Source organism: Actinoplanes subtropicus (assembly GCF_000721705.1).
GTDB lineage: Bacteria > Actinomycetota > Actinomycetes > Mycobacteriales > Micromonosporaceae > Actinoplanes > Actinoplanes subtropicus.
In genome coordinates this window covers 58,280-77,158 of the sequence record NZ_JOJL01000022.1, presented here as the reverse complement: position 1 = coordinate 77,158, position 18,879 = coordinate 58,280, and the positions used below count along the sequence as shown (strand labels likewise).

The 18,879-nt window shown below is 72.8% G+C and carries 16 protein-coding genes; 9 read left to right on the top strand and 7 right to left on the bottom strand.

Annotation, left to right across the window (positions count from 1 at the left end; genetic code table 11):
• The first annotated feature begins 65 nt into the window (after nucleotides 1–65).
• The 4 genes from IH26_RS0129950 (at nucleotide 66) to IH26_RS0129935 (ending at nucleotide 3,144) form a co-directional block, all read left to right on the top strand.
• Entirely contained in the window at nucleotides 66–899 is an 834-nt protein-coding gene (locus tag IH26_RS0129950; protein WP_051808718.1) for a hypothetical protein, read from the top strand.
• A 115-nt stretch (nucleotides 900–1,014) separates the two neighbouring features.
• The gene (locus IH26_RS56265) at nucleotides 1,015–1,422 is read left to right on the top strand and encodes an ester cyclase (RefSeq protein WP_084599170.1); all 408 of its coding nucleotides are present in this window, start codon (nucleotides 1,015–1,017) and stop codon (nucleotides 1,420–1,422) included.
• Between the two features lie 101 nt (nucleotides 1,423–1,523).
• A complete protein-coding gene (locus IH26_RS0129940; protein WP_030439603.1) occupies nucleotides 1,524–2,360 on the top strand; it encodes a rhamnogalacturonan acetylesterase in 837 nt (278 codons plus the stop codon).
• 187 nt (nucleotides 2,361–2,547) lie between these two features.
• Entirely contained in the window at nucleotides 2,548–3,144 is a 597-nt protein-coding gene (locus IH26_RS0129935; RefSeq protein WP_030439602.1) for an HD domain-containing protein, read from the top strand.
• Nucleotides 3,145–3,508: 364 nt separating this feature from the next.
• Here IH26_RS0129935 and IH26_RS0129930 read toward each other — a convergent pair whose 3' ends face one another.
• From IH26_RS0129930 to IH26_RS0129915, 4 genes are read right to left on the bottom strand one after another with little or no spacing between them, the layout of a single operon-like run.
• Nucleotides 3,509–6,748: an NACHT domain-containing protein gene (locus IH26_RS0129930; RefSeq protein ID WP_051808716.1), complete on the bottom strand. Its 3,240-nt coding sequence runs from the start codon at nucleotides 6,746–6,748 to the stop codon at nucleotides 3,509–3,511.
• Between the two features lie 57 nt (nucleotides 6,749–6,805).
• Nucleotides 6,806–8,971, bottom strand: a complete 2,166-nt coding sequence (locus IH26_RS0129925; protein WP_030439600.1) for a putative bifunctional diguanylate cyclase/phosphodiesterase — start codon at nucleotides 8,969–8,971, stop codon at nucleotides 6,806–6,808.
• Nucleotides 8,972–9,030: 59 nt separating this feature from the next.
• The gene (locus IH26_RS0129920; RefSeq protein WP_211268776.1) at nucleotides 9,031–9,267 is read right to left on the bottom strand and encodes a DUF3817 domain-containing protein; all 237 of its coding nucleotides are present in this window, start codon (nucleotides 9,265–9,267) and stop codon (nucleotides 9,031–9,033) included.
• A 2-nt stretch (nucleotides 9,268–9,269) separates the two neighbouring features.
• On the bottom strand, nucleotides 9,270–9,689 hold the full coding sequence (locus IH26_RS0129915) for a hypothetical protein (RefSeq protein ID WP_030439598.1): 420 nt from the start codon (nucleotides 9,687–9,689) through the stop codon (nucleotides 9,270–9,272).
• Nucleotides 9,690–9,784: 95 nt separating this feature from the next.
• On the opposite strand from IH26_RS0129915, the gene IH26_RS0129910 reads away from it, so the two are divergent.
• Nucleotides 9,785–10,750 carry a GlxA family transcriptional regulator gene (locus IH26_RS0129910; protein ID WP_030439597.1) on the top strand — a complete coding sequence of 322 codons (966 nt, stop codon included), beginning with the start codon at nucleotides 9,785–9,787 and terminating at the stop codon, nucleotides 10,748–10,750.
• Here the strand turns inward: IH26_RS0129910 and IH26_RS0129905 are convergent.
• Nucleotides 10,702–11,304, bottom strand: a complete 603-nt coding sequence (locus IH26_RS0129905; protein ID WP_030439596.1) for a class I SAM-dependent methyltransferase — start codon at nucleotides 11,302–11,304, stop codon at nucleotides 10,702–10,704. The genes IH26_RS0129910 and IH26_RS0129905 overlap by 49 nt on opposite strands.
• Nucleotides 11,305–11,378: 74 nt before the next feature.
• Between IH26_RS0129905 and IH26_RS0129900 the strand changes: the two genes are divergently transcribed.
• The 3 genes from IH26_RS0129900 to IH26_RS0129890 all read left to right on the top strand — a co-directional run bounded on the left by IH26_RS0129900 (nucleotide 11,379) and on the right by IH26_RS0129890 (nucleotide 16,195).
• Nucleotides 11,379–14,132 carry an AfsR/SARP family transcriptional regulator gene (locus tag IH26_RS0129900; protein WP_030439595.1) on the top strand — a complete coding sequence of 918 codons (2,754 nt, stop codon included), beginning with the start codon at nucleotides 11,379–11,381 and terminating at the stop codon, nucleotides 14,130–14,132.
• 81 nt (nucleotides 14,133–14,213) lie between these two features.
• Nucleotides 14,214–15,566: an outer membrane protein assembly factor BamB family protein gene (locus IH26_RS0129895; RefSeq protein ID WP_084599169.1), complete on the top strand. Its 1,353-nt coding sequence runs from the start codon at nucleotides 14,214–14,216 to the stop codon at nucleotides 15,564–15,566.
• Nucleotides 15,567–15,742: 176 nt separating this feature from the next.
• Nucleotides 15,743–16,195 (top strand): PaaI family thioesterase, encoded by a 453-nt coding sequence (locus IH26_RS0129890; protein ID WP_030439593.1) that lies wholly within the window; start codon nucleotides 15,743–15,745, stop codon nucleotides 16,193–16,195.
• Nucleotides 16,196–16,344: 149 nt separating this feature from the next.
• Here IH26_RS0129890 and IH26_RS0129885 read toward each other — a convergent pair whose 3' ends face one another.
• Together IH26_RS0129885 and IH26_RS56260 are read right to left on the bottom strand one after the other, a co-directional pair.
• Complete coding sequence (locus tag IH26_RS0129885; RefSeq protein ID WP_245665636.1) at nucleotides 16,345–17,139, bottom strand: TIGR02452 family protein; 795 nt, start codon at nucleotides 17,137–17,139, stop codon at nucleotides 16,345–16,347.
• A 244-nt stretch (nucleotides 17,140–17,383) separates the two neighbouring features.
• A complete protein-coding gene (locus tag IH26_RS56260) occupies nucleotides 17,384–18,016 on the bottom strand; it encodes a DUF2218 domain-containing protein (protein WP_051808714.1) in 633 nt (210 codons plus the stop codon).
• Nucleotides 18,017–18,146: 130 nt separating this feature from the next.
• Between IH26_RS56260 and IH26_RS0129875 the strand changes: the two genes are divergently transcribed.
• Nucleotides 18,147–18,728 carry a TetR/AcrR family transcriptional regulator gene (locus IH26_RS0129875; RefSeq protein WP_030439590.1) on the top strand — a complete coding sequence of 194 codons (582 nt, stop codon included), beginning with the start codon at nucleotides 18,147–18,149 and terminating at the stop codon, nucleotides 18,726–18,728.
• Nucleotides 18,729–18,879: the final 151 nt, after the last annotated feature.

Here is an 18,879-nt window from a genome sequence, read left to right as displayed (position 1 = left end):
GTCCCGGCACGAACCATCCAGTGCGCACGTGCGTGCATGTACGCGCCCGAAGGAGATGATCGTTCATGCGACACCGGGCATCGGCACGGGTCACCACCGGGCTGGCACTGATCGCCGCCGTCCTGGCATTTTTCGCGACGCCGGCCGTGGCCGCCGTCGACGGCTTTCAGGTGACGATGGGCCAGACGCCGGCCACGTTCACCATCGGTCAGGGGGCACGCACGGTCACCGCGGCCGTCGCCACCGACCGGCAGCGCCGCTGCTTCAAGGTGCGCTGGGCCCTGGTGATCACCACAGACGGCGTCAGTCTCGACCAGATCCGGGTCAATCGGGTCGAGAACGGACAATCTTTCCGCGTACGCGTTCAGCTCGGCGCCGACGCGGCCCAGATCACCGACACGCAGCCCGACCCGGGCCAGGTCTGTCGCAACCAGACCGACAGCGCCCAATGGGACATCTCGTTCACCGGCCCGGACAATGGGCGGGTCACGTTCGCCGCGCACGCCTTCGACGCGGGCGGCCGCCAGGAGCTGGCCGCGGCCGAGACGAGCAGCCGGGTGGTCACCGCGGTGGCGGACAAGCCGAGTCCGACCGAGTCGGCCAAGCCGGCGCCGACCGAGACCGACGCCGCGACCGAGCAGCCGGTGTCCGACGACCAGACCGCCCCGGCTGCGAAGGCCACGACCACGTCGGCGGCGCTCAAGCCGACCGGCGGCGGGACGCCGAGCGTGCTCGGGCCCGGCCTGATCATCGGGGCGGTGCTGGTCTTCCTCGGGGTGGCGCTGCTGCTGCGGATCCGGACCCGCAACCGCAAGGCCGACGGCGAGCCGGCCTGGCAGGCGAACACCCAGACGCTGCCGACCGGCTTCTACTCGATGCCGGACCGCCGCAGGCGCTGAGGCCGTTCCTCGATACCCGGCGCGGGTCCGCGCCGGGTATCGATGCTTGCGTGCGTATCTCGGGTGTTCCAGAACGCCTTGCCCCGGGCGAGTGCTTTGGCATAGAACGTCTTACATGCGTCCTGGGGAGCTCGCGGAGGCTTGGTTCGACATGTGCCGGGCGGGGGATGAGAAACGGTTCGCCGGACTGACCACCGAGGACTTCCTCTTCCACGGGCCGGGCGGCACCGGGGACCGGCGGACGTTCGCCGACTGGCTGCGCTGGTACCCGACCGCGTTCACCGACCAGCGGCCGGGCGTGCACGACGTGATCGCCGGCGGGGACCGGGTGGTGGTCCGCTACGTGGTGCGGTCGACCTATCGCGGGGGCTATCTCGACCTGCCGCCGCGCGGGCAGCACGTCGAGGAGACCGGGATCATCATCTTCCGGCTGGAGGGCGACCGGGTCGCCGAGACCTGGTTCGAGTCCAACGACCTCGAGGTGGCGCAGCAACTCGGGGGGCGGGTGCAGCTCGAGGCCTGACCACCGATCGGCTCCGGACCTCTGGTCAGCTCCGGGAAGCGCTTGCCCCCATCTCAGGAAAGCGCTTGCCTGAATCGATGTACGTTGATTGAATGGCGGGCATGACGCTCGATCGGAGAACGCTGCTGCGCGCCGCGGTCGGCGGTGCGGTCGCCGGCGCGTACGGGATGATCGCCTCGCCCGCGAAAGCCGGCGGCCGCCCGCCCCGCCGCACCATCTACGTCGCCGGCGACTCCACCGCGGCGACCTATGCCACCGCCGACGTGCCGCGCGCGGGCTGGGGGCAGGCACTCCCGGTGTTCCTCCGGCCGGAGATCGCGGTGGTGAACGGCGCGCTGTCCGGGGCGAGCTCGAAGAGCTTCGCCGACCTCGGCCGGCTCGACCTGATCCTGACGGCGATCCGGCCGGGCGACGTGCTGCTGGTCTCGTTCGGCCACAACGACGAGAAGAGTGACGACCCGGCCCGATACACCACGCCGTACGGAACGTTCCAGGAGTATCTGCGGCTCTACCTGGACGGCGCCCGGGCCCGGCACGCCCAGCCGGTCCTGGTGACGCCGGTCGAGCGGCGGCGCTTCACGGCCGACGGCGTCGCGTACCTGTCGCACGGGGAGTATCCCGACGCGATGCGAGCGCTCGCGACCGAGACCGGCACGCCGCTGATCGACCTGACCGCGTTGTCGTTCGCGCTGTGGAGCCGGCTCGGACCGGAGGCGACCAAGGCGTACTTCCTCTGGCTGGCCGCGGGCGCGTCGCCGAACTATCCGACCGGGGTCTCGGACAACACACACTTCCAGGCGCACGGGGCGATCGAGGTGGCCCGCCTGGTGGCGCTGCACGGGTGCACGCTGCCGGGGCGCGACTTCTGGGCGCTGCACGATCCCGCCATCCCGGACGACTCGCTGACCTGGCCGGCGACCCGGCCGGCCGAAAGCTAGCGACCCCGGCCGGCCGAAAGCTAGCGCCCCCGGCCCGCCGAAAGCTAGCGACCCCGGCCCGCCGAAAGCTAGCGACCCCGGCCCGCCGAAAGCTAGCGACCCCGGCCGGCCGAAAGCTGGAGACCCCGGCCGTGTTCCCCAGCGGTGGCCTTCGGGGAGCATGGCCGGCCCGGCACAATAGGCGATCGTGCGCCTGCCCAGTGATCTCGAGATCCGGTCCCTGCACGAGCGGTTCGCGCCGAACGCGGCCGCCCTCGACCTGGTGCACACCCATTGCGTGATCGTGGCCGAGATGGCCGCCGAACTGATCGCGAACAATCGCCTCGACGTGGACGCCGCCCTGGTCCGGGCCGGTTGCCTGCTGCACGACATCGGCGTCTACCGCCTGTACCGCGCCGACGGGTCGCTGGACCACGCCAACTACATCCGGCACGGCATCCTCGGCCACGAGCTGCTCAGCGAGTTGGGCTTCCCGGCGACGGTGTGTCGCTTCTGCTCATGTCACACCGGCGTCGGCATCACTCGGGACGACATCCGCCGGCAGGCCCTGCCCCTGCCGATCGGCGATTACGTCGCGCGAAGCCCCGAGGAACACCTGGTCATGTACGCCGACAAGTTCCACAGCAAGTCCAGCCCGCCCACGTTTCTGACGGCCGCCACCTACCGGTCGGAAGTGGCCGGATTCGGGCCGGACAAGGCCGCCGTCTTCGCCGCGATGGTCGCGACGTACGGCGAGCCGGACGTCGAGGCGCTGGCCGCCACCCACGGCCACGCGCTCCGCTGACCGCCACGTTCAACCGCGCGCCGACGAGCAGCGGCCCGGGGATGTCCACCACGGCGTCGTCCCGCTGCGGGCCGTACACAATGGTGTCCTTCTCCCCCGCGAAAGCCAGCCGCGTGGTAACCACCCATCGCCAGCCCGGTGAGCCGATCGGTCCGCTGGGCAAGCTGCAGGCCGGCGACCGCAAGCCACGAATATCCGTAACACGCGAAATTCCCGGCGACGGCGGCATCGGCCCTGCCGCCGGTTACCACGTCATGGCAGGACGCACCCCGAGCCGGCCTGATCGCCGTCACCCGCCCGCTGGCCGCCGCGCTCGCCGCGGCCTGACCACCTTCGACCGGCTCGCCCGGGCGGCGCGCAGCCGTCAGGGAGACACCTCGCCCGGCTTGCCGGAGAGCGCGGAATCCAACAGCCGGCGCAGGGACGCCGCTCTGGGCAGCGCCACCAGCTCCGGGTGATCGTGGAGAAACCGGCTCAGCCGCGGCGCTCCGGACGGGTGCTGGGCGAGAGCGCCCAGGTCCTCCGGGGAGAGGCTGCTCTCGGGCATGGCGAGGATGTCATGCAGCAGGCGCCCCAGGAGATCTTCGTCGGTGAGGATAGGCAGCGCGCCGGCGAACAGCCGGAAGGCAGTGCGGTCGCGTTCGCCGCCGAGCCCGGCGGCGGCCGTGGAAAGCACGTACTCCAGTACGAGTTCGATGCCGGGTGCATCGTGATCGAGCACCGACTGGTCGATGATCGCGAGGACGTCCATCGGCGACAGCCGGGGCGCGTCCGCAACCAGCGAGCGCACCAGGATGGTGGTGCAGCGCTCCCGGTCGACCAGAGCACCGGCGCTCACCGCGTTCGCGGCCCGCCGGTACTCCGCGATCAGATGGGATCGATCCGCGTTCGACGCGGAGGCCATCCACATGCGGAGCAGGCTGTGTGCGACCGACTCGGTGCCCGTGATGTCGGGGTGCCGGACGAACGTCGTGATCGCCTCTGGCACCTCGTACAGCAACGGTTCCAGTGCGTGCAGGAAAGTGTCGTCACTGAGATTGTTGCTCAGGCTCATCGACGTGAGCGCGGGCACCAGCGCGAAGTTGGCCTGGAACTCGGGGCGTGGCGGGGAGCCGGGAACGACGCGATGGGACCAGTCGGTGTCGACGAACAGCACGTCTGCCTGCCCGAGGCTCAGGACCATGTCGCGGCGGCCGCCGTGCCAGTCCCGCCTGACCCACAGGCTGTTCAACGACTCCAGCCACATGGTGCCGGGGATGGCCGCGCGCCATTGCAGGGCCGTGCCGCGCAACCAGTCGGCCGGGTCCTTCGCGCCGGTGAACAGCTCCGACGCACGCAACTCCCCGCCGCACGCCAGGGTCAGCAGGACGACGTTGAACGAGTAGGTGGCCATCCAGTGGTCGATGCGCTTGTCGACCGGCCGGTACGGACCCGGGGTGTAGGCCGGTCGGGTGACCGACTCGCTGGCCCGGCGCAGCAGCGACGCCCGGAAGGCACCGCGCTCGTCGTTGCGGATCAAGCCGCCGACGAAGAAGAGCACCGTGTTGCGGGCGGTCAGCGGGGTGTACCCGAGCAGGGTCTGGATCAGATCGCCCGGCAGGCGGCGACTCAGCCGGGGGCCTCGCGTGCCGACCTGCTCATGCGCGATCACCTCGCGCAGCGCGTGCACGAGAAGGCGGGCGATCAGGTACTCGCCGAAGGTGGCGTGCAGGAACTCGTACGTCTGAAGCAGTTTGTCGTCTCTGATCGCCTGCGATCGCTGGATGAAGAAGAACCGGCCGACCATATCCTGCGCGGCGGTCAGCGGAGTGCGGAAGTGATCGGCGGACGCCGACGGGGACGGAGCCAGGTCCAGTCCGGCCAGGTCGGCGTCCAGCTCCCGCTCGCTGATCCAGAGACGGTTCCGGTTGAACATCGCGAAGGCCACCACCGAGAGACGGACCAACTCGTCCTCGACCAGTTCCGCCCGGCGATGATCGGGCAGGCCGGCATGGACGCGATCGACCTCGCGCAGCGCGAACCGGGCGAGAAGTCGCTCGTAGAGCTGGCCGCTGTCCAGCGACGCCGCGTCGTGGCGCAAGGCGTTCCCGGAGGCGTCGTAGAGGGCCAGCATCAGCAGCAGCAGCGGCTGCCCGGCAAGGTCGCGGAAACGGATCAGCACGGCCGGGTCGAGCGGGTCCCGGCCGGAATCTCGGAGGCGGTCGCGGTTTGCCGTGTTCCAGACGGCGGCCCAGCGGGCGATCTGCGCGTCGTCGAACGGCTCCAGCCGGACGACCAGGCCGCCGTCGGGCAGGCGGGCACGGTCGGCGACGGCGATGCGGCTGGTCACCAGGACCACCACCGGGCGGCCGACCGCCGCCTCGCGACGCTGGAACTCGGCGACCCGCTCCAGGTAGTTCGACTGGTGCACGCCGGTCGCCTGGAGCAGTTCGTCGAAGCCGTCCAGGAGGACGACCGGCAGGGCGTCGCCGGCCAGGGCGGCCCACTCGACCGCACGGCCGATCGCGGCCCGCAGCGACCACTCCACCTGATCCAGGATGTCGGTCTCGGCGGGCACGTCGCGCAGCGGCACCCGGACCACGAGGAAGTCGGCGGCCGGGAGGCGGGCCGCGAGTATCCGGGTCAGCGCGGACTTGCCCGCGCCGGGCTGGCCCAGCACCAGCAGCGGAGCCTCGGTGGGCCGGTCGGTCGTCAGATACGCGGCGAGGAACGCCGGGAAGTCGGTACGAACCTCGGCGGTCCACCACTCCTCGGCCGACGGCCGCGCCCCGGGCCCGGCGGCCTGCACGCGAAAGTGCGGATCGATATAGGCCTCGCCCAGAGTGGGCAGCACGACGTCGCCGGGCTCGCCGCCGAGGACGGGACGCTCCAGCTCGGCTCGATAGGCGCCGGCCAGGGCGGCCCGGTCCGCGCCCGGGTCGCGGCCCGAGCCGGCGCGCCGCAGGGCGGACTCGAGCCGTTCCAGGCCGCGGGCGGCGGCCCGGTCCTCCAGCCGTCCGGCCCAGATGGCGAACTCCGGAATCTCCTCGGCGAGCCGGCGGTGGGATCGGTCGTAGCGGTCGACGGCCCACTCCGGCAACCTCGCGGCACCGGAGACACGCGGCAGCACCAGCGACAACGCGGTGGCCTGGCTCCGGTACCACCGGTCGAGCTCGGCCAGCAGACTGTCGTATGTCCGGTCCGCGGAGGGCAGCGGGATCTTCGCGCTCAGCAGGCGGTAGACGGTCGACTCGCCGGGTGGTGCGCCCAGCCGCGTGATCTCCTCCTCGGTGGTGAACCCGGTCCTCTCCGACGACCCGGCGACCAGGATCTCGTCGACGGATTCGAAGAAGGCGGCGACCACCAGCACACAATGGGCCGCCAGGAGCCGTTGGCTGCGGTCGTAGCGCTTGAGCCCGGACATCGAGTCGTTGAGCCGGGCGGTGAGGAGGCCACCGAGCCTGAGGATCTCGGTCTTGGCGTCGAAGAAGCCGAGCGCCGCTTCGCTCCCGCCCAGGGTGGCCAGGCTCAGGGCGCCACCGAGCAGATTGTCGATCGCCCTGGCCGCCGGCCCCTGACCGCCGAGAATCTTGACGGCGTCCGCATAGGAGAGTCCCTTGGGCATCGCCTCATCTTGGCGGAAACCAAGGTCTGTTTCATCACCGGGGCGCGGTTGCAGACCCTAGGCCGCCGCGGGTGTCCTGGTGAAGCCGGGCTCGGCGACCGGCCGGCCGAAGTGGTAACCCTGCAGGTAGCGGTAGCCGAGCCGGCGCAGGGCCTCGGCCTGCTCCGCGGTCTCGACGCCCTCGGCCACCGCGGACAGCCCCAGGCCGCTGCTCAGGCGGATGAGCGCCTCGGCGATCACGGTCTCCCGCCCGGCCGAGGTGATGTTGTCGACGAACGACTTGTCCACCTTGATGGTGTCGACCGGCACCGTCTGCAACAGGCCGAGCGACGAGTGCCCGGTGCCGAAGTCGTCGAGGGCGATCCGTACGCCGAGGGCGCGCAGCTCGTGCAGCGCGACCACGGCCGGCCCGCCCTCGAAGACGGCCGTCTCGGTCACCTCGACGGCCAGGCACTCGGCGGGCAGGCCGGTCTCGGCCAGCACCCGGGCCACCTGCGCGGCGAAGCCGGGGCGGGCGAGCTGCCGGGCGGACACGTTGACGCTCACCTTGTTCGGGGCGTCGGCGCCGATCGTCGCGCGCCAGAACGCCAACCGCTCACAAGCGGTCCGCAGGATCCACGCGCCGAGCTCGACGATCAGGCCGTTCTGCTCGGCGACCGGGATGAAGCCGGCCGGGCTGACCAGGCCGCGCACCGGGTGTTCCCAGCGGACCAGGGCCTCCACGGACTGCACCCGCCCGGACGGCAGCTCGACGATCGGCTGGTAGACCACCCGGAACTCGCCCCGGTCGAGCCCGCTCCGCAGCTCGGCGCCCAGCCGCGCGTGCTCGGTGATGCGCTCGTCCAGCACGGGCGTCCAGCGGACCGGCTCGCCCGAGCGCTTCGCGGCGTGCATCGCGGCCTCGGCCTGCCGCAGCAGCTCGTCCGGGTGCAGGCCGGCGCCGCCGGCGAGGCCGATGCTGACGCCGAGCAGCAGCTCGGCGACCGGCTCGCGGAGCACCCCGGTCAGCGCCTGCGCCGCGGTGACCGCCTCGGCGGCGCTCGCGTCCGGCAGCAGCACCGCGAACTCGTCGCCGCCGACCCGGGCGACCAGCGCGCCGGCCGGCGCCGCGGCGGTCAGCCGGCCGGCCAGCATGGCCAGCACCTGGTCACCGGCGGGCCGGCCGAGCTCGTCGTTGACGTTCTTGAAGCCGTTGACGCCGAGCAGGGCCACCTCGGGGCGGGCCGCGGCCGGGGCGTCGCGCAGCGCCTGCTCGAGGCTGCGCCGGTTGGCCAGCCCGGTGAGGTCGTCGGACATGGCCAGCCGGCGCAGCCTCCGCATGAATTCGGCCATCCGCACGGTGACCAGCAGGAACAACAGGACCGAACCGGCCGCGAGGGCACGCCGGTCGATGGCGTCGTGGCCGACCCACGGCACGAACAGCAGCGCCGGCGGGATCATCGTGATGCCGCCGAACACGACCAGGCGTAGCGGCCGGTGGTCGGCGGTGGCGGCCGGCGAGGGGGCCGCCATCGACGGGTGCAGCGCGGCCGCGGCCCAGCACAGGTAGGAGAGCAGGAACCCGGCGTCGATGGCCGGGAGGTCCGCGTTCCAGTAGAGCGACACTAGCGAGAACGCGGTGTCGGCGGCCAGCAGCAGCACCGAGGCGGCGGCGATCAGCCGGATGCTGGTGGTGCGGCCGCCGGGCGAGGTGAACAGCCGGGCGAGCATGACCAGCAACAGCACGTCGGCGGCCGGGTAGGTGGTGCTGATCCAGCGCTCGAGCCCGGAGGACGCCGACTCGGCGGCGACCGGGTGCAGCACGAAGACCCAGAAGGCCAGGCCCAGTCCGGTGGCGACGATCGCGGCCTCGACCAGGCCGGTGGCGTTGCCCCGGTGGCGGCGCACCAGCAGCACCAGGCCCGCGGCCAGCAGCGGGTACGCCGCGAGGTAGAACACGTCCGCGAGCGACGGGTACGGCTTCTCGTGCAGCACCTTCTCGTAGTAGCTGTAGACCACGTCGCCCAACACCGAGGCCAGCTGGCCGCCGGCGAACAGATACCACATGGCCGGCCGCTCCGGCCGGTGCATGCGGACGCCGGCGAGGATCGCGAGCGCGGCGATCAGGCCGATCGAGTCGTACGTCGCGGTGCTCGCGAAGGTGCCGCTGGGCACGAGGAAGTAGCCGAGCATCGCCGCGATTCCGCCGACGAGCCACCACCGCCACACCCTGTCCAGCCGCACGTGCGTTTATCGGCGGCACTCGTTCCCACTTGAGCCGCGGACCAGCGGAGAGAGGTTGGTCACCCCATCCGCATCCGCCGCTCGGCAAGCAGCCCGCCCACCCCCGGCACCAGCGCGAGCAACCGCGGCCGGCCACGGCGGGTCGCGGCCAGGGTCGAACCGATCACCAGGAGGTACGCGCAGCCGTGCAGCGGGCCGACCAGGGTGGCGACCGCGCGGGCGTGCACGGTGGCGAGGTTGGCCAGCAGCACCAGCAGGGAGACGAGCTCGACCCGGGCGGCGACGCGGAGCAGCACGGTCAGGCCCCCGTCGTCGAACCGGGCCGGACGATCATCAGCACCACGACGACCGTCCAGAGCAGGTTGAACACGCCCGCGAGCATCCCCAGCCGGGCCGGTAGCGACGGGCCGCCGGCGAGCGCCGCCTCCTGAGCCGGCAGGACCGCCAGGCCGAGCACGGCGGCGGCGACGGCGGTCAGGGCGATCGAGACGATCAGCCAGGCGTCGCCGAGCACGCCCAGCGACCCGGCCGTGGCCAGGCCGAAAACCGGCACGGCCAGGCCCAGCAGGGCGTAGACCCGGCAGACGCGGTGCAGCTGGCGCATGGCGTCGCGGTCACCGCGGCGGAGCGCGGACGGGAACACGCTCGCGGCCACCGTCACCGGGCCGATCGCCACGATCGCGGCGAGCACATGCAGCGAGAGCAGGACTTTTGTCACGAGAGGAAACCGTATGGGGGTGATCGTCCGCGCGGAAGTGGCTCGAATGCCACACGTCAACGGATTCTCGCCAGGCGGCCGTCTACGCTGGCGGCATGCATCGGATCGTCGTGCTCGCTCTCGACCAGGTGATCCCGTTCGATCTCGCCACCCCGATCGAGGTCTTCGAGCGGGTCCGGCTCCCCGGTGGTGTCATTCCCTATGACGTACGCGTGTGCGCGCCCACGCCGGAGGTGGACGCCGGCCGGTTCACGCTGCGGGTCGCGCACGGGCTCGAGGCGCTCGGCGACGCGGACACGATCATCCTGCCCGGCGTGCGGGACCCGGCTCACCCCGTACCGCAAACGGTCTTGAATGCTCTGCGATCGGCCGCGGCCCGCGGCACCCGGATCGCCTCGGTCTGCGCCGGCGCCTTCGTGCTCGCGGCGACCGGCCTGCTCGACGGCCGGCGCGCCACCACCCACTGGGCGGGAGCGATCGCGTTCGCTCAGCGATTTCCGCGGGTCGAGCTCGATCCGGCCGTGCTCTACGTCGACGAGGGCCAGTTCCTCACCTCGGCGGGCGCGGCGGCCGGCCTCGACCTGTGCCTGCACCTGATCCGGAAGGACCACGGCTCGGCGGTGGCCGCGGACGCCGCCCGGCTCTCCGTGATGCCGCTGGAGCGCGAGGGCGGCCAGGCGCAGTTCATCGTGCCCGAGCAGCCGCCGGCCCCGCGCGGGTCCACGATGGAGCCGCTGCTGCGCTGGCTCGAGGAAAGCGCATACCGCGAGCTGACGCTGGACGAGATCGCCGCGCACGCCGGCCTGAGCACCCGGACGCTCAACCGGCGCTTCCGCGAGCAGACCGGCACCACTCCCCTGCAATGGCTGCACCGGGCCCGGATCCGCCGCGCGCAGCACCTGCTCGAAACCACCGCGGAACCGGTCGACCGGATCGGCGACGCGGTCGGTTTCGGATCACCCACGGCGTTCCGCGATCGGTTCAAGCGGATCGTCGGGACCAGCCCGCACCACTACCGGCGCAGCTTCAGGACGTCCAGGACGAACCACTCGTCGTCGTGATGGACAGCGCTTTCCAGCCCGGGCAGGGCGGCCAGCTCGTCGTGCACGTGGGCGCCGTCCCAGGTCGCGCCGGAACGGTCGCGGTAGTGCATCGCCACGATCTCGCCGCCCGGCTCCAGGCGCTCCCGCAGGCCGCGCAGGAGAGCGGCGAGATCGCCGGCGGACAGGTAGTAGAGCAGGTCACCGATCACGATCAGGTCGAAGGTGCCGGCCGGCAGGTCGGCGGGCAGAATCGCCTGTTCCACCGTGACGTGCGGAAAGTCACTCACCGCCGCGGCCGCCTGCCGCACCGCCTCGGGCACCGCGTCGACCGCCAGCAGCTCGTCGCAGCGCGGCGCCAGCTGCCGGGTGAACAGGCCGACCGCGCAGCCCGGCTCGTAGGCGCGCCGGTACCGCGGACGCAGCAGGCTCGCCGTGGTCACCGCATATTTGCGCTGGTCGGACCACTTGGTGGCGTTGTCCCACGGGTCGGTCTTCGCCTCGTACATCCCGATGAAATGCTCCAGCGAGACGGATCGGTCCGGCGGCGACGGGTCGCCCTGTGCTCGTGTCACGACCGGAATTGTGCCAGTCGGGTCCCGGACCGAGCGGTACAGCGGGTTGCCCGCCCTCACTAGCGTGGGGTGGCGTGCGGGTCAGGCTTCTCGGGCCGGTCGACGTCACCGTGGAGGGCGCCGCGCGATCCGTCGCGGGTACCCGCCGGCAGGCGGTTCTCGCCGCGCTCGCCCTGGCGCCCGGGCATGTCGTCAGCACCGATCGGCTCGCCGACCTGGTGTGGGGCGACGCGGCCCCGCCCACGGCGGCGAACACGCTGCAGAGCCACGTGTCCTACCTGCGCCGGCTGCTCGGCGGGCGGGACGCGATCCTGGCCCGGCCGCCGGGCTACCTGCTCGACCTGGGCACCGAGCCCACCGACGTGGCCGCCGCCGAGCGGCTGATCGGGCAGGCCGAGCAGAGCGCCGACCCGGGCCACCGGGCCGGGCTGCTGAGCGAGGCGGTGGCGCTGTGGCGCGGGCCGCCGCTGGCCGACCTGCCCGGCTTCGAGCGCGAGGCGCAGCGCCTCGACCAGCTGCTGCTCAGGGCCCGGCGGCAGCTGGTGGACGTCCGGCTGGAGCTGGGCGAGCACGCGGCGCTGCTGGGCGAGCTGACCGAGCTGAGCCGGCAGTACCCGCTCGACGAGGAGGTGGCCGGGCGGCTGATGCTCGCGCTGTACCGGGCCGGGCGGCAGGCGGACGCGCTCGACGCGTACCGGCGGCTGCGCGGCACGCTGCGCGAGGACCTCGGGATCGACCCCGGTCCGGCCGTACGCGACCTGGAGTCGGCGATCCTGCGGCAGGACCCGTCGCTGGAGCTTCCGGCCATGCCCGCGTCCGCCGAGGTTCCGGCCCAGTTGCCGCTGGCGGTATCGGCTTTCACCGGCCGGGCGCGGGAGCTGGCGGCTCTCGACCGGCTGATGGACGAGGAGGTGCAGTCGGTGGCGATCGCGACCGTCTCCGGCACCGCCGGCGTCGGCAAGACCGCCCTCGCCGTCCGGTGGGCGCACCGGGCCGCCACCCGCTACCCGGACGGCCAGCTCTACTGCGACCTGCGCGGCTTCGACCCGGGCGGCGGCGCGGCGGTCGACCCGGTCGACGCGCTGCGCGGCTTCCTCACCGCGCTCGGCATCCCGGCCGACCGGGTCCCGGACGGCCTGGCCGCGCGGGCCGGCCTCTACCGCAGCCTGCTGGCCGGCAAGCGGGTGCTGGTGCTGCTGGACAACGCCCGCGACGTCGACCAGGTGCGGCCGCTGCTACCCGGCGCGCCCGGCTGCCTCGTGCTGGTGACCAGTCGCGATCGGCTCACCCCGCTGCTGGCCATCGAGGGCGCCCGGCCGGTCACGCTGGACGTGCTCTCCCCCGGCGAGGCGCGCGACCTGATCACCGGGCGGATCGGGCAGGGGCGGGCCGCGGCCGAGCCGGAGGCGATCGACGAGATCGTCGAGCGGTGCGCCCGGCTGCCGCTCGCGCTCGCCATCGCCTGCGCCCGCGCCGCCGCGTACCCGGAGCTGCCGCTGGCCAAGCTGGCCGGGGAGCTGCGCGACGCAGCCGGGCCGCTGGACGCCCTGGCCGGCGACGACTGCGGCACCGATCTACGGGCCGTCTTCTCCTGGTCGTACCAGCGGCTCGACCCGGCGGCGGCCCGGCTGTTCCGGCTGCTCGGGCTGCACCCGGGACCGGATGTGACCGCTTCGGCGGCAGCCAGCCTCGCCGGGTTGCCGCTCGATCGCACCCGCCCGCTGCTCGCCCAGCTGACCCGGGCGCATCTGCTCACCGAGAAGACCGCCGGCCGGTTCTCGGCGCACGACCTTCTTCGGGCGTACGCGGCGGAGCTCGCCGGCCGCGCGGACGACCCGGCCATGCTCGGGGCGGCCCAGGTGCGCCTGCTCGACCACTACCTGCACAGCGCGTACCGGGCGGCCGGGCTGGTGCATGTGCCGTCCGACCCGCTCGCCCTGGACGACCTGCGGGACGGGGTGACGGTGGCCGAGCTGGCCGGCCGGCCGGACGCGTTGCGCTGGCTCGGGGCCGAGTACCCGGCGCTGGTCGCGGCCATCGACCGGGCCGCGGAGGAGGGCTTCGACGCGTACGTCTGGCGGTTGGCCTTGATCTTGTGGGATTTCCAGGATCGGCAGGGGCGCTGGCACGACCTGGACGCCTCGATGGCGAGCGCGCTGGCCGCCGCGTATCAGATCGGCGATCGCGACGCGCAGGCCCGCATCCACCGCCGGGCCGCGGTGGCCGGTCGCCGACTGGGCCGCGGTGACGACGCCGAGCGGCACCTGCGGCTCGCGCTCGGCCGCTACCGGGAGCTGGGCGACCGGGCCGGCGAGGCGCGCATCGTGATCAGCTTGACCGTGGTCTTCGATCAGGGTGGCCGGTACGCCGAGGCGCTGCGGCACGCTCAGATGGCCTTCGACCTGCACCTCGAGCTCGGCGACCGGCGCGGGCAGGCGACCGCGAGCAACATGATCGGCTGGTGCCTGGCTCGACTCGGGAACTATGCGGAGGCCGCCTCGCACTGCCGGCGCGCGCTGGCCGAGCACCGGGCGATCGGCGACGAGGACGGCCAGGCCGAGGCCCTGGACAGTCTCGGCCTGATCAACCACCACCTCGGCCGGTACGAGCAGGCGGTCACCGACCTGGAGGAGGCGCTGCGGCTGTTCCGGCAGGGCGGCGACCGCTACGCGCAGGCCCAGGTGCTCGACCACCTCGGCGACACCCGGGTGGCGGCCGGTGACGAGCCGCTCGCCCGGGCCGCCTGGCGCGAGTCGCTGGCGATCCTGCACGAACTGGCCCACCCGGACGCCGACACCATGCGCGCGAAGCTCGACGCGCTGCGCTGACCGGTTCCAGCCGCGCATCAGGCCCGCTCCAGCGCGAGCTGGGATCGTGCCCCCGTCCGATCGGACAAAGGGGGGAAGAAAATGAAGTTACCAAGCATGCTCGCGGTCGCGGGCGCGCTGGCGATGATGGTCGCGGCCGCGCCCGGGGTGGCGCAGGCGGCGTCCCCGGCCTGGCCGCAGTTCGGGTTCGACGCGGCGAAGACGGGCGCCAACCCGGCCGAGAAAACGGTTACCCGCGGCACGGTCGCCGGGCTCACGCTCGACTACGTCGCCGTCGGCCCGGGCAGTGACCTCTTCGACGCCATCTCCGACTCGTCGCCGGCCGTGGTCGGCGACGTCGCGTACATCGGCACCGACTCCGGCTTCCTGGTCGCCTGGCCGGCCACCGGATGCGGCAGCGACACCTGCTCGCCACTGTGGACGGCGAAGCTGAGCAACGGCGTGCACACCACCCCGGCGGTGGCCGGCGGCCTGGTGTTCATCTCGTCGGCCGGTTCGGTCGACAACGGGATCGGCACGCTGTACGCCTTCAAGGCGGCCGGCTGCGGGCAGGCCACCTGCAAGCCGGTGTGGAGCGCGCCGGTGCCGAACACCCAGTCGTCGCCGACCGTGGCCGACGGCGTGCTGTACATCGTCTCCGGCGACGGGCGGCTGCTGGCCTTCACCGCCGCCGGGTGCGGGAAGGCGACCTGCGCGCCGCTGTGGAGCGGCAACCTGAAGACGTCCGGGAACGGGTCGCCGGCCGTGGCGAACGGGCTGGTCTACGCGACCTCGTCGGAGCGGCTGATCGCGTTCCGGGCCGCCGGCTGCGGGCTCAGGACGTGCCCGCCGGTCTGGGCGAGCCAGCCGGTCGCCGGGTCGGACACCGGCGCCGGGCTGATCCAGGACGCCGGGCCGACGGTCAGCGGCGACAAGGTGTACTTCCCGAGCGTCGACTTCCAGGCGCCGGGCGGGAAGGCGGGGACGGTCTACGCGTACTCCTCCTCGGCCTGCCTGGCCGGGAACAACCTGAACTGCTCGCCGCTGTGGGTGGCGCACCCGGCCGACTTCGACTCGATCAACACCAGCATGACGGTCGCCAACGGGATCCTGTACGGCAGTGCCACCGGCTTCGTGTACGCGTTCAACGCGAACGGCTGCGGTCAGCCGGTATGCGGTTTCCTCTGGCTCGGCGGGCTGGGCCAGAGCGGCGGCACCCGGGCCGCGCCGTCGGTGGCCGGCGGGGTCGTCTACTACACCCAGAACGTCGGCCTGATCGGCGGCTTCGACGCGGCCGGGTGCGGCGACATCACGTGCTCGCCGCTGTGGTCGGCCTTCACCGAGCAGTTCGACGGGTTCATGACGACACCGGTGATCGTGAACGGCCGGGTCTACGTGGCCGGTCCGGCGCTCGCCGGCCAGCCCACGATGTGGGTGTACCACCTGGCGAAGTGAGGTGATCGGCCGGCTCCGAGGCCTGGGTTCGCCACGCCGTCCGCGGAATCGGGCGTCGGAATGACTCAGCCCGGGGCCGGCCGCTCCGCCCATCGGTGATCGAACGAGGGCGGAACGGTTTCCGCCCGTCATGCGCCGGACGCCTGATGGTCACCGAGGCTGCCGAGAATGTCGGGATGAACGGGACGGATGTGGCGCGCGACCTGCTGACCCCGATCCCCGCGCACGCGACGACGGGCCTGTCGGTCGTGTCCGCCTCGGACGGCGTGGGCGTCGTCGCGATGGATCCGGGCCCGTCGCTGGCGAACGTGATCGGATCGCTGCACTCGAGCGGCCTGATCACCCTGATCGACGCCGCCGGCCTGGCCGCCATCATCGCCGCCGGCCCCGCCGAGATGGACGGCGTGATCCCGCTCGGCTCGGCCGCGACGCTGCGTTTCCTGGCGCCCGCGCGGGGCCGCCTGACCGCCACCTGCGCTCTCGACGCGCACGCCCGCGATCAGTTGGCCGCCCTGTTCGCCCGGGCCACCCCCAAAATCAAAATCAAGACCACCGCCGACGTACGCGACGAGCGCGGCACGCTGGTCTGCGAGGGCACCTTCCGATGGAGCGTCCGCCGCATAGCCTGACCGTCCGCGACCGCCTACGGCCGAACTCGACCGCCCCCGACCACTCGATTCCTGGGCCGTCCTGATCGAACGCGACCGTGTCTGACCGCTCGATTCGCGCGCCGTCCCGGTGTTGTCCGATCGAATGCGACCGTCATGGGGCGGCCTGGTCAGGCGGTCGCGAGCGTGCTGAAGGCGGTCAGGGTCGGCGTGCCGGCTGAGCGGTCGAGCACGGCGAACGTCACTTGGTCGAACCACGGGCACTCGGCCAGGGCACCGGCGAACATGTCGGCGACGTCGGCCGGGGCGTTGCCGAAGACCCCGCAACCCCAGGCGCCCAGGACCAGCCGCCGATGGCCGTGCGCGGCGGCGACCGCGAGGATTCGGCGGGCGCGCCGGGCCAGCACCTCCGGGACCTCGGCGAGGCGCCGCGGCTGGTCGCCGGCCATCGCCGCGCGGTTGGGCGCGGCCGCGGTGAGGAACGAGACCAGGTACGGATCGTCCAGCAGCGCGCCCCGGTCGTCCCGGATCACCGGCACCCGGGGCGAGTAGATGACGCGATCGGAATAGGTCAGTTCGGCATGCGCGCGGTGATAGTCGTAGAACTCGCCGGCCGCCCGCAAGCACGGGTAGAGGGCCGAACTACGCGCGACGCTCTCCTCCTGGGCCTGCGCCCCGTTGAGGAACCCGCCGCCCGGCTTGCGCGCGGACGCGAACACCAGCGCGGCCACGTCCCCGCCGAGCCTCCGCGCGGCCGCCAGCGTCGACTCGTCGGTCACCTCGACGGCCATGGCACCCGGACGGCCGGGGCCGAGCGGCTCCTCCGGCTGGTGCAGCCGGGTGCCCGCTACCGCCCGCGCCACCAGGTCGGCGATGACCACGTCGCGGTAGCCGCCCCGCTCCACGATCGCCACCGTCTCCCGGCCGATCGCCCGCAATCGTTCGCTCCGCACGTGGTTGCTCACGTCCGCCATGGTCGCCGCCGCCCACCTCGGAGCGCGACCACTTTCCGGACCGGGCACGACGTCGCGCAACCGCCCGGACCGGATCAGAACGCGCAACAAGCCGCAGAACGGCGCCCGAGCCGAGCGCGGAAAGGCGCCGGCAGGTGCCTCCGACGCGCTGCCCGGCGGGGTCTCGGCCGTGGCTGTCGACGCGTCAGCAAGGTGTCCACGGGCCGGCATACCGATCGAGGTTGCCGGGGCGCCACTACTTGACGGGTGTGATCGGCGTTCCCACGGCGCGGCGCCGGCCGGTGTAGTGCGCCCACGTGATCGACGCGATCTTCAGGGCGACCAGCGCCACCATCGCGTCGACGGCGATGCCGGTCCACCGCGAGTGCGCCACGGCGGTGCCGGCCGCCCCGACGTGCAGGGCGATGACCAGGACCGCCGCCGGCGGGAGCAGGATCGTCCGCAGGCGGGTCCGCGGCGCGCCTCGCCGGGGCGGAGATGTCATCGCGGGGGTGGGTCGAAAGGGGGCGGCGCCGGGAGGTTGCTGCCAGCTCACGGACAACGGGTCGCGGCGGCTGAACCGCTGCAGGTCACGGTCGATGACGTCGCGTATCCGCGTGAGCCCGTCCTCATCGGTGGCCTCGATGCGCACGGTCAGGGTGTCGCCGTCGGCGGTGAGGGTGCATCGGCCCCAGGGAGTGAAGGTGACGGTTCCGCTGGTGTCCGACCAGTCGGCTGTCACCCGTACGTCACGGCGGTCCATCGCCGTGTGCAGGTGCATGCGGGGGCCGTGGCCGCCGTCGCCGATGGCGGCGGCGTGCTTGCAGAACTGAACAAGATAGCGGCTGGCCCGTTCGGTGGTGATCTGAGCGTGCAGGATCGGCGGCATCGGGTTCCTTCCGGGTCGTCTGTCGGCCGCGCCCGGATGTCTTCGAGCGGCCCACCGCCCAAGTTATCGAGACAGTGTGTCTACGTCAACGTCACAATGTCGCCGCCAGAACGATGTGTAAGGTAGGGGCGTGCCGAATTTGTGGACGGAGACGATCGACGCGCACCGCGCCGCGGTTCGGGATGCCGCCCTGGACGCCATGGCCACCCTGGTGGCCGAGCGCGGACTGGTCGCGCTGACCATGTCGCAGATCGCCGAGCAGGCCGGCATCGGGCGAGCCACCCTGTACAAATACTTTCCGGACGCCCAGGCCGTGCTGACCGCCTGGCACGAGCGTCAGATCACCGCGCACCTCGAGCAGCTCACCGCTGCAGCCGATCCCACCGCCACGGCCGTCGCGCGGCTGGAGGCGGCCCTGCGGACGTACGCCCACATCCAGTACCACTCGGCCCGGCATCACGGCGGCGAGCTCGCCACGCTGCTGCACCGGGGCGAACACGTCGAGCACGCCCGGCGGCGACTGCGGGACTTCGTGCGCGCCCTGATCGAGGAGGCCGCCCGGGACGGCGACGTCCGCGACGACGTGACGGCCGACGAGCTGGCCGGCTACTGCCTGCACGCCCTCACCGCGGCCGGCACCGCCACCCGCGACGCCGTCCCACGCCTGGTCGCCGTCACACTGTCGGGGCTGCGTCGCCAGGGCGACGCCTGATCCCCGCGCCCTCAAGCCGCGAGCGAGCGCGACGGGCCCACCGGACCCGGATGCGCGAGCGCGCGGTGCGGCCGCACGGCCGCGGCGTGGGGCCGGGCACGCGGGCGCGGGCGGTGCGGCCGCACGGGCCCGGGCGTGCGGGCCTCGGGAC

Excerpts from the sequence above, each read along its gene's own strand:
- IH26_RS0129950 (WP_051808718.1), top strand. The coding sequence starts at position 66 with ATGCGACACCGGGCATCGGCACGGGTCACCACCGGGCTGGCACTGATC.
- IH26_RS56265 (WP_084599170.1), top strand. The coding sequence starts at position 1,015 with ATGCGTCCTGGGGAGCTCGCGGAGGCTTGGTTCGACATGTGCCGGGCG.
- IH26_RS0129940 (WP_030439603.1), top strand. The coding sequence starts at position 1,524 with ATGACGCTCGATCGGAGAACGCTGCTGCGCGCCGCGGTCGGCGGTGCG.
- IH26_RS0129930 (WP_051808716.1), bottom strand. The coding sequence starts at position 6,748 with ATGCCCAAGGGACTCTCCTATGCGGACGCCGTCAAGATTCTCGGCGGT.
- IH26_RS0129910 (WP_030439597.1), top strand. The coding sequence starts at position 9,785 with ATGCATCGGATCGTCGTGCTCGCTCTCGACCAGGTGATCCCGTTCGAT.
- IH26_RS0129895 (WP_084599169.1), top strand. The coding sequence starts at position 14,214 with ATGAAGTTACCAAGCATGCTCGCGGTCGCGGGCGCGCTGGCGATGATG.
- IH26_RS0129890 (WP_030439593.1), top strand. The coding sequence starts at position 15,743 with ATGAACGGGACGGATGTGGCGCGCGACCTGCTGACCCCGATCCCCGCG.
- IH26_RS56260 (WP_051808714.1), bottom strand. The coding sequence starts at position 18,016 with ATGCCGCCGATCCTGCACGCTCAGATCACCACCGAACGGGCCAGCCGC.